The organism is Enterobacter sp. BIGb0383 (genome assembly GCF_003751845.1).
In the GTDB taxonomy this organism is placed as follows: Bacteria; Pseudomonadota; Gammaproteobacteria; order Enterobacterales; family Enterobacteriaceae; genus BIGb0383.
In genome coordinates this window covers 815,838-830,018 of the sequence record NZ_RJKQ01000002.1, presented here as the reverse complement: position 1 = coordinate 830,018, position 14,181 = coordinate 815,838, and the positions used below count along the sequence as shown (strand labels likewise).

The window sequence follows — 14,181 nt, the reverse complement described above, 5'->3', positions numbered from 1 at the left end:
GAACCTTTTAATGATCGCTTAAATCTATTTATGCTGTTGACTTTTCCCGTTCTCTTAGTTAAATTTCGTCGGCAAAATCTGCTCCATAAATCAAATTGTAAATCTAGTTGATTGATTTTGTTTCTTTTTGTGATTTTTCCATTAAAAGGTGCATTTTAGCGTCCTTTTTTCCTGGATGTCGGCGTTTTCCTGCTTTGACGTGAAAATCCGGGTCTTATGTCATCTTCTTCGGGATATGAAGTCGAGTTTTCTTCTGTTTTTTTGATGGATCGCTGGCAGGTATTCATCCTGTGGGAATGATGAATTTAATGTGACACTTCTATTTCAGGGAGCGGCACGTCTTTTTATCATAATTAAAAAACCAACATTGCATTAAAAGGTATATTGAAAGTGAATCTTTATGCCCCTCCCGCAGCGAATGTTATTCGTTCTTTGCTTCAGCATCCCTATGTCTTATCGGTGTATACGAAGGATATGCCTTACGTATTAAATGCCGATGTTGCCGAGCTGGATATGGCAACAAGTCGCATGATTTTAAATGTCGAATATTCGGGAACGGATATTGAACATTATTTACCTGACGGTGAAGTCAGTTTTGATCTTGAGGCGATAAAGGGCACGGAATTCCCCGAACGGGAAACCTATAGTCTCAGTCATATCACCGCGAGAGCGCTTAAAACCGACGCGATGCTGTACCGGCTTGAGTGCCAGCTTCCCGAGTCCGTGTTTGTCACGGAAAAGCGCGGTGAGGTGCGCATTCCCTTTATTCTGGGGATGCAGGCGCGGGTGCATATTGACGTCTATCCGCACGCCTTAAATATTCCCGGCAAGCTAAGAAATCTCTCCGTGGGTGGATGCATGGTCGAGATCGACCTGATCGAGAGTATCGCCCTCGAAGCCGGGCAGATAATCCCCGGTATTACGCTGGAGTTTCCCAACGGGGAGCGCTTCTACGCCGAGGGAAAAATCCGCCATATCCGGCCCTTTGGTAACAGCGGGCATGCCGCGCTGGGCATCCAGTTTATGCATCTGCAGCCCTCGGCCGGTGAAGCCCTGTTTCACTTCGTCAACGAGGCGGAAAGGGAAGCCGCCTTTCGCAGCGGCATGACCAGCAGCATGGTCTATCCCTCTCCGCTGTTTATTGCCGGCGCGAAGGAGAAGAGGATCGTGCAGCGAGAAAATGAAATTCGGGAAAAACGCATTCGCCAGACGCCCATGGAGCAGGGCGTACAGGAAGTGGCCCATCGGCTGCAAATCGGCCTGATGTATATGAAAAGCCACAATACCTTTCCCCATGAGATTTTCTACGACTGCGTGGATACGCTGATCTATCTGGTGGGTAAAGATCGTAAATCCCTGCTTTACGCCTTGTCTATTCTGCGCGACGAGCCCGACTGGGTCAGGCAGGCGGTGCAGGTCGCCGGGAAACTGGCGGATATGCTGCTGCTGCGCGACCCGCATAGCTATGAAGTGCGGGAAGCAGTGCTGGGTGCGCTGCTGCATACCCTGGGCAAACCACTGTTGATTAGCGCGGATCTGCCGTCGCTAAAGGTGAATATGAACCCGGCGCAAAAGGCGATTCTGCGCGGGCATGTCCTGGTACTGCGCAATAAGCTTGCAGCCTTAGGCTGGGAGCTCACCCCGATCTGTGCGGATGTTATCGACAACGCCAGTGAACGTCTGGACGGAGGGGGTTATCCGCAGGGAAAACTGGCGGCGCAGCTCTCACCGCTGGCCCGACTGGTATCGATTATTAAAGTGATTAATAAGCTGGTACACGCCCGTAACGGCAGGCCACCGCGTATGCCGCTGGAAGCTTATCGTAAGATCTACAATGCCGAGGCGGCTTACGACCGCGAAACCATGATTGAGTATATCCAGACCTACGGCCTCTACCCGATTGGTAGCCTGGCGAAATACGCCGGGGGCTATTTGGGCTGGGTGGTGGATATTGAAAATAAAGGCAAGCCGCGCAAGGTGCATATCGTCAAGAACCTGCGCTTCCCGGAGACCAATATCAGCAGTGTGATGTCGAAGGGCGATCTGGCCCAGCTCGGGAAGCTGGAAAAAATAGTGAATCCCGCAGATTACGGGATTCGGGTCTTAAAAGAGTAACGCGGGGCGGGCTATCGACCCACGCGCGCCTGCAGGTGTGCCGGATAGCGATCGCCCACCACGTTTACCGCATCGAGGGCGGCGGCAATTTTCTGCAAATCGCCGTCCGTCAGGATAAGATCCGCCGCGGCCAGGTTTTCTTCCAGGCGGTGCAGTTTGGTGGTGCCGGGGATCGGGGCGATCCACGGTTTCTGCGCCAGCAGCCAGGCCAGAGCAACCTGAGCCGGCGTCGCGCCTTTATCAGCGGCAAGCTGCGTCAGCAGGGTCACCAGCTGTTCGTTAGCGGCGATAGCCTCTGCGGCAAAGCGCGGCACTTTGCTGCGGAAGTCATCGGCGGCAAAGGTGGTCCCGGAGCGGATTGCGCCAGTTAAGAAGCCTTTGCCCAGCGGGCTGAAGGGCACAAAGCCAATCCCCAGTTCCTCAAGCAGCGGCAGGATCGCCTGCTCCGGCTCGCGCCACCACATAGAGTATTCGCTTTGCAGCGCCGCAACCGGCTGTACAGCATGTGCGCGACGAATCGTATCGACACCGGCTTCAGACAGGCCAAAGTGTTTCACCTTACCTTCGGCAATCAGATCTTTCACCGTTCCCGCCACATCCTCAATCGGCACCTCAGGATCGACACGGTGCTGATAGAGAAGGTCGATCACGTCGGTTTTCAGTCGACGCAGGGAGCCTTCTACCGCTTCACGAATATGTTCCGGGCGGCTGTTGAGGATCTGCTGCTTATTATCGTCGCCGAAGGTAAAGCCAAACTTGGTGGCAATGACTACACGGTCGCGGAACGGCTGCAGGGCTTCGCCCACCACCTCTTCATTCAGATACGGGCCGTAAACTTCGGCGGTATCGAAGAAGGTCACGCCACGCTCCACGGCGGCGCGGATCAGTTCGACGGCCTGGCGGGTATCGGTTGCCGGACCGTAGCCAAAGCTCAGCCCCATACAGCCCAGGCCCAGAGCTGAAACTTCCAGGCCAGAGTGGCCGAGAGTACGTTTTTGCATGGTTAATTCCTCGTGGTTACGTGAATTCTTGCTCTCAGACATCGAGTTTGCGGCCGGTCAGCCACTCGACCATTGCGGGTCACGATGGGAGAAGAACGCGCTGGTCGCCGTGTCCAGCGCGGCTACCTGCATCATCTCTGCATCGCTCAGCGCGAAGTCGAGAATAGCGATGTTTTCCTGCATCCGTTCTTTACGCACCGATTTCGCCAGCGAGACAATCCCGCGCTGATAAATCCAGCGCAGCACAACCTGGCCCACGCTTTTGCCGTATTTTTTGCCAATTTCAGTGAGTACGGGATGCTGGAACAGACCGTTTTTACCTTCGGCAAAGGGTGCCCAGGCTTCTGGCTGGATACCGCGGCTCTGCATCCAGGGCACGGCGTGAAGCTGCTGGTTAAACGGGTTCACTTCAATCTGGTTAACCGCCGGAACGATATTGTTAAAGGCTGTCAGGTCGGCCAGCCGATCAGGATGGAAGTTGCTGACCCCGATGGCGCGCACTTTCCCCGCCCACAGCAACTCTTCCATGGCACGCCATGCGCCGTGGACGTCACCGTAGGGCTGGTGAATCAGGTAGAGATCGACATAGTCCAGCTGCAGTCGGTTCAGGGAACGTTCAAACTGCGCTTTCGCCCCTTCATAGTGGGCGTCCTGCAGCCACAGCTTGGTGGTGACAAACAGCTCATCGCGTGTGATACCGCTCTGCTTTAGCGCGTTCCCCACCTGGGTTTCATTCTGGTAAGAGGCGGCGGTATCAATCAGGCGATAGCCGGTGTCAATGGCGTCGATCACCGCCCGCTCGCACTCTGCCGCGTCGGTCATCTGGAAGACACCAAAGCCCAGCAGGGGCATTTCAATCCCGTTATTCAGTTTTACCGTTTGCATGACGTTATCCTTGAGCTGTTGTTGGTGAAAAGCATAACGCAGGGCGATTTATTCGATTAGAGGGCATAATTTGCTAGAGGTAATGAGCAGGATTCATTAATCGTTCAACAAACCCTGCATTTCAGGTTACTGGAGGTTTTTGTCTTTCAGAAACTGACTGACCAGGTCGGCAATTTGCACGTTGTTCAGGTCTGAGAACGGAAAATGGGTATTCCCTTTTATTCCCGCTTCCGGCAAGTGGGTCACCGTCACATCGCCCCCGTGTTTGTTGACCACGTCACGCCACTCCCGGGCCATTGCCAGACGAACGCGCCAGCTATCCTGGGCGGGCATCGCAACAGGTTTATCCGGAATGTTATCGCCATAAATAATCAGAATCGGAATTTTGGTCAGCGCCATAAACTGCGCCATCGGAACAGGCTCACCCTTCAGCGTATCGAATGCACTGGGCATCGGCGCGGGTAATTCATTCTCGGGGAAGGTAAAGCTGCTGCCAGGTTCAAAGGCAACAATGGCTTTGACTCTGTTGTTTTTCATCGCGGTATACCAGCCTGGTCCGCCGCCCTGCGAGTGGGTAAACAGAATCGCCGGACCCGATTTATCCACCACCGCTGACATGGCATCGGAAATCACGTTGATATCGAAGGGGCCGGTGTTCGGGGTCATCTGGCGAAAGTACTGATTTAGCACTTCTTTATCGTGAGAAAACTGAACGCCGCTAAAATAGTCTGGCCAGACACCGACGCGAAACTGATTAAACCACATTTGCTCATCGGGTTTTGGTGTAACCCTCCCTTCAACCGTGCTACGCCCTGCATTGCCCCGACGGGGTTGATCAACCAGATATGTCGAGAAGCCACGACGCAGGAAAAGAGTCTGGAATCCTTCGCGGCCATCCGGCGTGCTCTCCCAGGTGCGGGAAAACTGCCCCGCACCGTGTAGCATCACTATTGGATACTTATGTGGGTTTTCCGGGATTTGATAAAACACCGACGCGTGGTCGCCATGATAAGTCTGGCCCGCTGATTCAAGCGGTTTTTTAGCATCGAATGTTCCCGGTGCCGTTATGACGGTGCCACCGGCGGAAAAGCTTCCCTGCGCCTGAATAACCAGAGGCTCAGCATAAGCGGACTGAGCGGCAAGGCCACCCGCCATCATGCACAGCGCCAGCGTTTTTAAAAGTATCTTCAAGGTATGTCCTCTTTATCGAGTAATTTAGCTACGTATGGCTTCCAGCCAGCGGGCCACGGTTTCGGTGGTTCTTCTTTCCTGGTCACACTCCATCACTAATGGCTTTTCACGCGTCGCATCCGGAGCCAGACGGGCCAGCACCGCCTCGCTGTCACCGGCTCCGTAGCCGCCGTGGGTAATAAAGGGGATCAGCGTTTTGCCGGTGAAGTCATGCTGGCTGAGAAAGGAGCGGACAACCGGTGGGACCGTGGTACCCCAGATGGGAAAACCTAAATAGATCGTCTGGTAGGGGGCGATATCGGCAAGACTGTGTTTTAGCGCGGGCTTTATATCGCGTTCGCGTTCGGCTGACGCCTGCGCCACCGTCTGGAAATAGTCTTCCGGATAAGGGGCAGCAGGCTCAATTTCGAACAGGTCGGTACCCAGGCTGCGCTGGATAACGCCCGCAATCACGCGTGTGTTGCCACTTCGCGAGAAGTACGCCACCAGACCAGGGCTGTTACCCTGCACGTTCCCCGGTCCGGGCGCGGCACGGAGCAGTGGAGTATTGACCAGCGTTAGCCCTGCCAGGGCGGTAAGCAATATTCTGCGGCCAGGATCGTGAGCATCTGCCATCGTCGCCTCCGGTTTATCTCGCGTCAGCCAGAGCCTGGCGGAGCGCATTTTCGGCCCGCGTGGCGGCATCCTGCTCGTCGTGTTCACGCAGAACCTGTGCAAGCTGGCGCAGCTGTCCTGCCGTCAGACCGACGCGCAGGCTGGCACGCGTGTGCGACAAAAGCTGAGATTCCACGCCTGGCGTGGCGGCTAACGCGCCGACCGTGGCCAGCTCGCGGCTTTGCCAGTCAAGATTGTCACGGGCAAAAATATCGCCAAACAGATGGGTCTGCAGGAACTGATTAATGACCGGGGCAAAGTCGAAGAGCGGGCCCTGTACCGGTCCACCCGATATTTTAGTCTGGTTCGCGGTCCCTGTACGGCGGAGTTCATCCCCGACGGGAACGGGGCTAACGGGTTCTTTACCTTCAATATCGGTGATGCCCTGCAGCCTGCGTGTCTCGACGACCTTCATCAGTTCATTTAAGGCGTTAAGACTGCGAGGAAAGCCGGTGTAGGCATACAGCTGAACCAGGATTTCTTTCGTCTCGTTCACCGTCAGCCCGTCATTCAGCCCCTGATTTAGCGCGACGTTGAGCTTTTCCATCTGGCTACTTGCCATCAGTGATGCGATGACCGGAATGGCTTTCTGGCGTGCAGAAAGCGTGTCGGAAACGGGTTGTTGCTGTGTCATTTCTGAGGCTCCTTGCGCCACGGGGGCGGCATTTGACGTAAACGTTGTGCCAGCAAGCAGTAACGTCGCTGCAGTGAGTGTTTTAATGCGCGTGGTATTGTTCATCAGTGACTTTCTCCATCCATTGAACACTTTTCCCCTCAGCAACGCCGGTCACCGCCAGATGCGTCATAGCGCTATCAGGGGTGGCGCCATGCCAGTGCTTCACTCCCGGTGGGCACGACACGACGTCACCAGGGCGGATGATTTGCACCGGCTGACCTTCCTGCTGGGTCAGACCGATCCCGGCAGTGACAATGAGCCGCTGGCCTGCCGGATGGGTGTGCCAGGCAGAACGCGCGCCCGGCTCGAAGGTGACGTACGCGCCGGATACCGCAATATCGCTATCCGCAGCAAAGAGCGGATCAACGCGGACGCTGCCGGTAAAATAGTCTACCGAACCGGAAACCGGGTTCTGGCTTCCGGCAGGAGCGATATGGACTGATGTGCTCTGCTGCTGGGCGAAAGTTGATAATGAGGAAAGAGAGAGGAGCAACCCGACAAATCCAGTTTTTCCGATCATAAGAACAGGTCCTGTGGTGAGAAAGTGGAAACGTTGTTTGCGGTGAGTTTAACCAGCGCCGAATGTCCTCAGGCTGACGCCTCCCTGACAATCGTGTCAGGAAGCGCCTGAAAATACGTTTTTCCATCCCGAACGCGGGGGCGTCTTTTTCTCCTCCTGCTGGCTATCTGACGGGAGCGCAAACGTCAGACCAAAGGTATTAATGCCGTTCTCGCTGCGTGCAAAAACCTCTCCCCGATGCATAATGGCGACCGCCCGAACGATGGAGAGTCCCAGTCCGTGGTGGGTATCGCTTTTAGCTCGCGAGGCGTCTATTCGATAAAAACGCTCAAACAGACGATGCAGATGTGCAGGATCGATGGGATCGCCGGGGTTGGATACGGCAACACAGGCCTGGTTTTCTTTCTGGTATAAGTTGACCGTGATGGTGCTGTTCTGCCGGGAATGCCGCGCGCTGTTTTCCAGAAGGTTTGCCAGCGAGCGGTGGAACAGCCGTCGGTCGATACAGGCAATCGCGTCCCCTTCGATCTGCAGGGAAAGCTGCTTTTCAGCACAGGATGGTTCAACATACTCCGCCGTTTTAAGCGTTTCTTCGCGCAGGGAAACTTCGGTGAGCTGGGAAGCGTGTTCACCGGCATGGGCATGTGCCAGAAACAGCATATCGTTCACGATAGAAGTCATGCGCTCCAGCTCTTCCAGATTTGAACCGAGTAACTCCTCAAGCTCTTCCTGTGAATGCCGGTGGGATAACCCCAGCTGCGTTTGACCCATCAGATTCGTCAACGGAGTACGCAATTCATGGGCCACATCGGCGTTAAAGCTATCCAGCTGTCGCCAGGCAATTTCCTGACGTTCCAGTACGCCATTAAATGAGGACGCCAGTTGCTGTAGCTCGTCAGGTAGCGGGGTGATATCCAGGCGCTGACCGTGATCGCCGGGTGCCAGCTGATGAGCCTGCTGGCTCAGCGTGCTCACCGGGCGTAAACCTATTCTGGAAACGATATAACCCAGCAGAGCGACAATCATCACGCCAAACGCGGTAATCATCAGTAGCGTGCGGGTGAAGGCTTCCAGCGTACCCATATAGGGCGTCGAGTCGATAGCGACGACATAGCGCAGCGCAGGTCGCTCACCGTTGGCTGGGAGGGTTTTAACCAGCAGGAACAGGGAGCAGGCACCTTCCGATGCGCCGGGCACTTTATTAAAGCCCTCACTCAGGGAAGACCAGCTAACGCCGATAGGCGGTGTGCCTCCTACATTAAAGCGAGGGTCGGTGCTGACGATCCAGTAGCGTACCCTTTCCCCTTCGGAGCTGGCGAGAACGCTAAACTTATTCGCCAGAACATCCCAGCCTTCACTCGAGGTGCGTGCGGTGATCCACGGGCCCATCAATGACTCACGAAAAAGCAGTTCGTTGTGCATCTGTTTTTGCAGCGAGTCATGCAGCGAACTTCTGAGCAGAATCCCCAGGGCCGAGACGATGAGCACGGCGCTAAGGGCAAACATCCATGCCAGATGGCCGGAAATGGAGCGCTTAAACATGCCTCACCCCGTCTTCAGCTCTGGCTTCAAGGACATAGCCCATACCGCGTACCGTATGGATTAATTTAATATCGAAGGGCATATCAATTTTCGCACGCAGCCGTTTTACCGCGACCTCCACGACGTTGGCATCGCTGTCGAAATTCATATCCCAGATTTGCTCGGCAATCATCATTTTCGGCAGGATTTCGCCCTGGTGGCGGGCCAGCAGGCTGAGCAGGGCAAACTCTTTGGCGGTGAGTTCCAGCCGCGTTCCGTCCCGAAACACGCGCCTGGCCAGCAGATCCAGATGCAGGTTATGAATCTGGATCTGCGTGATATCGACCCCCTCGTTTGAGCGTCGACGCACTAAGGCCTGAATGCGGGCGACCAGCTCAATCAGGGAAAAGGGTTTGGGCAGATAATCATCGGCCCCAAGACGAAGACCCTTGACGCGTTCATCTACGGAACCCCGGGCTGAGAGCATCAGCACCGGAGTTTGTTTACTGGCGCGAATCCCTTCCAGCACCCGATAGCCATCCATTGTGGGAAGCATGACGTCAAGAACGATCGCGTCGTAGTCGAATTCCTGCGCATAGTGCAGACCTTCTGCTCCGTCAGCGGAGACATCAACGGTAAATCCGGTTTCTGTCAGCGCACGGCTAAGCCAGGCGGATGTTTTCTCTTCATCTTCAACGAGCAGCAGACGCATAACCTCTGTTTCCTTATTAACGTTTCAGGGGCGCTTCCACATCGGAATAGACCTGTACCGCGTCGGGTAACCTTTGGCCCTTAATCACGATGGCATCCAGCGAGCGGGTCAGTTCCGTCATCTCGGATGCGCTGAACTGAATCGCTGCAGCGGACGTGTTCTGCAGCATATGATCTCCGTTTGTCGTGCCCGGGATCGGGACAATCCAGGGTTTCCGCGCCAGTAGCCAGGCCAGGGCAATCTGACCCGGAGCCGCTTTTTTTCGCGTCGCCCAGGTCTTCAGTAACTCGACCAGGGCAAGATTGTGCGCCAGATTTTCAGGGGCGAAGCGGGACTCGGTGGCGCGAAAATCGCCGGGCGCGAAGCGGGTATTACCATCGATCCAGCCGGTCAGAAACTGTACGCCCAGCGGGCTCCAGGGGACAAAACCGATCCCCAGCTCTTCACAGATCGGCAGAACGCTTTTCTCTGGTCCCCGCCAGAGCATTGAATACTCACTTTGTACGGCACTGACCGGGAGGGCGGCGTGAGCGCGTCTTAAGGTACTGGTGCCCATTTCAGACAGTCCCCAGTGCAGGACTTTGCCCTGATCCATCAGGTCTTTGATCGCACCGGCAACGTCTTCAATCGGTACCTCAGGATCGACCCGATGCTGATAGAGCAAATCGATGCGGTCAGTACGCAGTCGGCTCAGCATCCCTTCGACAACCCGTTTGATATGCTCAGGACGGCTGTTCAGTCCCGGCAGGCGTTTGCCCGTCTGCTGATCGATGTTCCAGCCGAATTTGGTGGCGATCACGACCTTGTCGCGAAAAGGTGCCACGCCTTCGCCGAGGATCCTTTCGACTTCATGCGGGCCATAGGCCTCCGCCGCGTCAAACAGGGTTACGCCGTGGTCGAAAGCACGGCGAATCACGTTCACCATCTCTGGACGCCAGGGGGTGCTGGTGTCGTATTTACGGCTCATATTCTGGACGCCCAGCCCCATGGCCGACACTTCAAGCTTGCCCAGCTTTCGCGTGCTGACCGCGGCGGGCTTTGTCCGGGCAGGCTTCTCGGCAGCAGATATTGATACCGGGGCGATAAGCGATGCCGCCGCGACGCTGGCACCCGCAATAAGCAGCCTGCGTCTTTCTGTGTTATGTCTCATCAATGACTCCTTTCTACGTTAATTGTGCACCGAGCCCATCCTGGTCCTTGCTTGCCGACATCACGCTGACCGGAACCTGACAGCCTTGTCAGAAAGGCATTTTGCTGGCGCTAACTGACAAAAATGTTATTCACCGGTCAGGGTGCTGACAGTCGATTCTCCCTACCCTGACGGCTGAATACTTGCTGTCACATACTCGGGAGAGATCATGAAATTCACGCTTTTAAATACAATATTGCTCACGGCTATCGTGGGATCCGCTTCTGCCTGCGCCGCTGATTATCGACAGAATCCCTTTACCCTGGTCTATGACGGTGCTATCACCGAAAACGTCAGCGGCAGGGTCAACATCCACCCGGTGAAATACAACCTTCATGGCATCCAGATTGCCGCGAACGTCTACACGCCAGCCGGATACGATCCGGCAAAAAAATACCCTGCTGTGGTGGTGGCCCATCCTAACGGCGGCGTAAAAGAGCAGGTTGCCGGGCTCTATGCCCAGCGCCTGGCAGAGCACGGGTATATCACCATTGCTGCCGATGCGGCCTTCCAGGGAGCCAGCGGCGGTATGCCGCGCAGCGTCGATAAACCGGCGAACCGCATTGAGGATATTCACGGCATGGCCGACTACCTCAGCCAGTATCCCGGCGTGGATGCCGGACGCATGGGGCTGTTAGGCCTTTGCGGCGGCGGAGGCTATTCGCTAAAAGCGGCTCAGACGGACAAGCGTTTCCACGCCCTGGCGACATTAAGTCTGTTTGACTCCGGCCTGGTGCGTCGTAATGGCTATCAGGACTCCCAGCTGCCCACGATTCAGGAGCGCCTGAAGCAGGCAACCGATGCCCGTATAAAAGAAGCCACCACGGGAGAAGTGAGCTATTCCGGTGATGCCAGACTGACGGATGAACAAATCGCCAAACTGCCGTTCGACCTGTATCGGCAGGGATTTGAGTACTACTGGAAAACTCATGCCCATCCGAACTCAACGTTCCGCTATACCACGAGCAGCCTGCTTGATTTGATGCGCTTTGACGCGCAAAGCAATATGGACCTGATCAATCAGCCGCTGCTGATGATGGCGGGCTCGAAGGCGGATTCTCTTTACATGACCGAAAGCGCGTTTAAAAAAGCGACAGGTACAAAGAATAAAGAGCTGTTCCTGATCGATGGTGCGACGCATATCGAAACCTACTGGGTGCCTCGCTATGTCGACCAGGCCATCAATAAACTTGAAACCTTCTTTGATAAAAATATCTGATGTTGTCACCCGCGATAATGGGTTGCCGGGTGATAGAGCCTATGAGCGGTACTCATAAGTCAGGGGGGAGATAAAAGAAAAGGGGCCCTGCGGTGCAGGGCTGTCTGTCTTCAGGCCGCCTGCACCATGGTGATAATCACCCGCTGCAGCTCCTGCTTTGCCTGCTGTTCACCGACGGTGTTTTTCACCACCGCCCAGGAGAGCCCTTCGGCGGCACCGAGCATCGCCCAGAGTGCGGCGTCGCTCAGGTCCTGGCCATCGCGAAAGGGAGCAAACAGCATCCGGCATTTTTGCGTAAATTCCACGGCGTAGTCGTGGCGGAGTTTTTCCAGCTCGGGCGTGCCGGTCAGCGCCGCCATGACGTTCGGCATTTCGCGGCCCTGCTGCTGGACGCAGTCGATATAAGCTCCGGCAATCACCGCAGCTCGCTTCTCCAGCACCGCTTCCGTCTTATCGAGCATCTCGTCCATCAGGCGCGTCTGGCGCAGATCGTATTCACGATAAAGTGCCGCTAACAGCCCAGAACGGCTGATAAAATGGTCATAAACCACCGGTTTTGTGACGCCAGCGCACTCTGCCAGATGGCCCAGCGTCAGCGCTTCGGTGCCTTCGTCGTGAATAATCTTTCTGGCGACCTCAATCAACTGTGTATAGCGATCTTCCCGGCTAAGCCGCTGGCGCACGCGCGTTTCGGACATGGCTATTTTCCCCATTGACAGGCTTATATACTAAAGGTAAGTTACTAGTGGTAGGTTACCTTTGGTACATAATGTTACGTCCGTTAACGTCGGATGGCAACTGAGGAGGTTCAGAATGCATACCCTAATCGTCGTTTCACATCCGTTAGAGAACTCGTTAACCCACAGTGTGGCGAACGCAATCGCGGAAGGGATCGCTGGTGCAGGCCCGCAGAATACGCTGGAGATCGCCGATCTTACCCGGGAAGGATTTAACCCGATCTTTAATGCGGCGGATATGGCCGCGTTTCAGCTCACTGCGCCGGTACCTGACGACGTGGCGGCAGAGCAGGCCCGACTCGACGGAGCCGATGCGCTGGTGCTGGTATTCCCGATTTACTGGTGGACCATGCCGGGCCTGCTGAAAGGCTGGATTGACCGGGTCTTCTCCAACGGCTGGGCCTATGAAGAGAGCGCCGAGGGCAGGGTGATTAAAAAGCTCGGCCATCTGCCGGTGCATTTAGTCGGACTCGGCGCGGCGACGCAGAAAACGTATCAGAAGCACGGCTTTTTCGATGCTTACAACACCCAGATCGCCAAAGGGATCTTTGACTACTGCGGCGCGCCGGTGATGACCAACGCTACCCTGATGCTGCCGGATCTCGGCACCCCCGAAGCCTGTCTTCAGGCGGCGCGGGAGATTGGGCAGCGGATTGCTGCACAGGCATAAGCCATTACCGAAGCCCGCCGCCAGGCGGGTTCTCCATAGATCGTGATCTGCTCCACAAATCCTTCCAATATCAAGCGCTTTAAGAATATAAGCCTTGAGCGCAGAATGCGCGCCTGTCAGATTTGTAATCGATTACTTTTTAAAAACCACAACAAAGTAATCGATTACAATCAAATAACAGGATGGAGATGTTGCATGACTCACAACGTATTCGGTGCCGTGGTCTTATCGCTTTCACTGCTGGTCAGCGGCTGTAGCAATGCTGCAAACAAAGCGGACAATCAGGCACCTATTGCCCTGCAAATGTATACCCTGCGTGACAGCGGTACCCTGGAGCAGCAGTTTGCTATCGCCCAGCGGGCCGGTTTCCATGCGGTAGAGTTGGTGGGCGATCAGGGCGTTAGCGCCACGGAAATGAAGCGTCTGTTGGGTAAATATCGCCTGAAGGCCATTGCCGATCACGTTCAGCTGGAGGATCTGCAAAACGATCCGGCGAGCATTATTGCCTTTAACAAGGCCATCGGGAACAAAACCCTGGTGATGCCGTGGCTGAAGCTGGAAGTGCGCCCGGACAGCGCGGCGGAGTGGCAGCAGCTGGGGCAGAAACTGGATGCGATCGGCAAACAGCTGAACGCACAGGGGATGACCCTGGCCTTCCACAACCATAATTTCGAGATGAAAAAGTACGACGGCAAAACCGCGCTGGATATCCTGATGGAATCCACCCAGCCGGAGAACCTCAAGCTGGAGCTGGACGCGGCCTGGGCTTCCCGTGGCGGCCAGGATCCTGCGGTTATCCTCAGCAAATATAAAGGGCGTATTTTTGCCATCCACGCCAAGGATAATGCGTCTATCGGCGTGCGCGATGATGAAATGAACTTCGCCCCGGCGGGCGAGGGACTGCTGGCCTGGAATGAGATCCTGCCTGCGGCAAAAGCGGCCGGTACCCAGTGGTATATCGTTGAACACGACAAGCCGAAGGATGCCGAAAGCATTATCACCACATCTAATCGCTTCCTGAAAGCCGAGCTGGCGCCTGCGGCAACAAAATAATCACTTCCGGCACCGTAAAAACAACCGGCCAGCAAGCT

The 14,181-nt window shown here is 55.5% G+C and carries 13 protein-coding genes and 1 pseudogene; 4 read left to right on the top strand and 10 right to left on the bottom strand.

Translation table 11 applies throughout. The features are described 5' to 3' along the window. Nucleotides 1–474: 474 nt before the first annotated feature. Complete coding sequence (locus tag EDF81_RS12265; RefSeq protein ID WP_260232701.1) at nucleotides 475–2,115, top strand: PilZ domain-containing protein; 1,641 nt, start codon at nucleotides 475–477, stop codon at nucleotides 2,113–2,115. An 11-nt stretch (nucleotides 2,116–2,126) separates the two neighbouring features. Here the strand turns inward: EDF81_RS12265 and EDF81_RS12260 are convergent, their stop codons facing one another. The 9 genes and pseudogenes from EDF81_RS12260 to EDF81_RS12220 form a co-directional block, all read right to left on the bottom strand. Then, the gene (locus EDF81_RS12260) at nucleotides 2,127–3,116 is read right to left on the bottom strand and encodes an aldo/keto reductase (RefSeq protein WP_123348401.1); all 990 of its coding nucleotides are present in this window, start codon (nucleotides 3,114–3,116) and stop codon (nucleotides 2,127–2,129) included. Nucleotides 3,117–3,150: 34 nt separating this feature from the next. Next, a pseudogene (locus EDF81_RS12255) lies at nucleotides 3,151–4,001 on the bottom strand (aldo/keto reductase). Nucleotides 4,002–4,127: 126 nt separating this feature from the next. Beyond that, on the bottom strand, nucleotides 4,128–5,192 hold the full coding sequence (locus tag EDF81_RS12250; RefSeq protein WP_123348400.1) for an alpha/beta fold hydrolase: 1,065 nt from the start codon (nucleotides 5,190–5,192) through the stop codon (nucleotides 4,128–4,130). A 24-nt stretch (nucleotides 5,193–5,216) separates the two neighbouring features. After that, nucleotides 5,217–5,807 (bottom strand): flavodoxin, encoded by a 591-nt coding sequence (locus tag EDF81_RS12245; protein WP_123348399.1) that lies wholly within the window; start codon nucleotides 5,805–5,807, stop codon nucleotides 5,217–5,219. 13 nt (nucleotides 5,808–5,820) lie between these two features. Next, complete coding sequence (locus EDF81_RS12240) at nucleotides 5,821–6,585, bottom strand: carboxymuconolactone decarboxylase family protein (RefSeq protein WP_123348398.1); 765 nt, start codon at nucleotides 6,583–6,585, stop codon at nucleotides 5,821–5,823. Beyond that, complete coding sequence (locus EDF81_RS12235) at nucleotides 6,563–7,042, bottom strand: cupin domain-containing protein (RefSeq protein WP_123348397.1); 480 nt, start codon at nucleotides 7,040–7,042, stop codon at nucleotides 6,563–6,565. Before EDF81_RS12235 ends, EDF81_RS12240 begins: the two co-directional genes overlap by 23 nt. A gap of 96 nt (nucleotides 7,043–7,138) precedes the next feature. After that, a complete protein-coding gene (locus tag EDF81_RS12230; protein WP_184999508.1) occupies nucleotides 7,139–8,584 on the bottom strand; it encodes a heavy metal sensor histidine kinase in 1,446 nt (481 codons plus the stop codon). Continuing rightward, a complete protein-coding gene (locus tag EDF81_RS12225; RefSeq protein ID WP_123348396.1) occupies nucleotides 8,577–9,275 on the bottom strand; it encodes a heavy metal response regulator transcription factor in 699 nt (232 codons plus the stop codon). Before EDF81_RS12225 ends, EDF81_RS12230 begins: the two co-directional genes overlap by 8 nt. 16 nt (nucleotides 9,276–9,291) lie before the next feature. Beyond that, nucleotides 9,292–10,425: an aldo/keto reductase gene (locus EDF81_RS12220; protein WP_123348395.1), complete on the bottom strand. Its 1,134-nt coding sequence runs from the start codon at nucleotides 10,423–10,425 to the stop codon at nucleotides 9,292–9,294. 208 nt (nucleotides 10,426–10,633) lie between these two features. On the opposite strand from EDF81_RS12220, the gene EDF81_RS12215 reads away from it, so the two are divergent. Next, the gene (locus EDF81_RS12215; RefSeq protein WP_184999509.1) at nucleotides 10,634–11,683 is read left to right on the top strand and encodes an alpha/beta hydrolase; all 1,050 of its coding nucleotides are present in this window, start codon (nucleotides 10,634–10,636) and stop codon (nucleotides 11,681–11,683) included. Nucleotides 11,684–11,793: 110 nt separating this feature from the next. On the opposite strand, the gene EDF81_RS12210 is transcribed toward EDF81_RS12215, so the two are convergent. Continuing rightward, nucleotides 11,794–12,381: a TetR/AcrR family transcriptional regulator gene (locus EDF81_RS12210; RefSeq protein ID WP_123348394.1), complete on the bottom strand. Its 588-nt coding sequence runs from the start codon at nucleotides 12,379–12,381 to the stop codon at nucleotides 11,794–11,796. Nucleotides 12,382–12,496: 115 nt separating this feature from the next. Between EDF81_RS12210 and EDF81_RS12205 the strand changes: the two genes are divergently transcribed. Both EDF81_RS12205 and EDF81_RS12200 read left to right on the top strand, forming a co-directional pair. Further along, nucleotides 12,497–13,090, top strand: a complete 594-nt coding sequence (locus tag EDF81_RS12205; protein ID WP_123348393.1) for an NAD(P)H-dependent oxidoreductase — start codon at nucleotides 12,497–12,499, stop codon at nucleotides 13,088–13,090. A 195-nt stretch (nucleotides 13,091–13,285) separates the two neighbouring features. After that, complete coding sequence (locus EDF81_RS12200; RefSeq protein ID WP_123348392.1) at nucleotides 13,286–14,143, top strand: sugar phosphate isomerase/epimerase; 858 nt, start codon at nucleotides 13,286–13,288, stop codon at nucleotides 14,141–14,143. Nucleotides 14,144–14,181 lie beyond the last annotated feature (38 nt).

Bases quoted from the DNA above. Each gene is read 5' to 3' on its own strand.
- EDF81_RS12265 (WP_260232701.1), top strand. From the start codon at position 475: ATGCCTTACGTATTAAATGCCGATGTTGCCGAGCTGGATATGGCAACA.
- EDF81_RS12260 (WP_123348401.1), bottom strand. From the start codon at position 3,116: ATGCAAAAACGTACTCTCGGCCACTCTGGCCTGGAAGTTTCAGCTCTG.
- EDF81_RS12245 (WP_123348399.1), bottom strand. From the start codon at position 5,807: ATGGCAGATGCTCACGATCCTGGCCGCAGAATATTGCTTACCGCCCTG.
- EDF81_RS12240 (WP_123348398.1), bottom strand. From the start codon at position 6,585: ATGAACAATACCACGCGCATTAAAACACTCACTGCAGCGACGTTACTG.
- EDF81_RS12235 (WP_123348397.1), bottom strand. From the start codon at position 7,042: ATGATCGGAAAAACTGGATTTGTCGGGTTGCTCCTCTCTCTTTCCTCA.
- EDF81_RS12230 (WP_184999508.1), bottom strand. From the start codon at position 8,584: ATGTTTAAGCGCTCCATTTCCGGCCATCTGGCATGGATGTTTGCCCTT.
- EDF81_RS12225 (WP_123348396.1), bottom strand. From the start codon at position 9,275: ATGCGTCTGCTGCTCGTTGAAGATGAAGAGAAAACATCCGCCTGGCTT.
- EDF81_RS12220 (WP_123348395.1), bottom strand. From the start codon at position 10,425: ATGAGACATAACACAGAAAGACGCAGGCTGCTTATTGCGGGTGCCAGC.
- EDF81_RS12215 (WP_184999509.1), top strand. From the start codon at position 10,634: ATGAAATTCACGCTTTTAAATACAATATTGCTCACGGCTATCGTGGGA.
- EDF81_RS12210 (WP_123348394.1), bottom strand. From the start codon at position 12,381: ATGTCCGAAACGCGCGTGCGCCAGCGGCTTAGCCGGGAAGATCGCTAT.
- EDF81_RS12205 (WP_123348393.1), top strand. From the start codon at position 12,497: ATGCATACCCTAATCGTCGTTTCACATCCGTTAGAGAACTCGTTAACC.
- EDF81_RS12200 (WP_123348392.1), top strand. From the start codon at position 13,286: ATGACTCACAACGTATTCGGTGCCGTGGTCTTATCGCTTTCACTGCTG.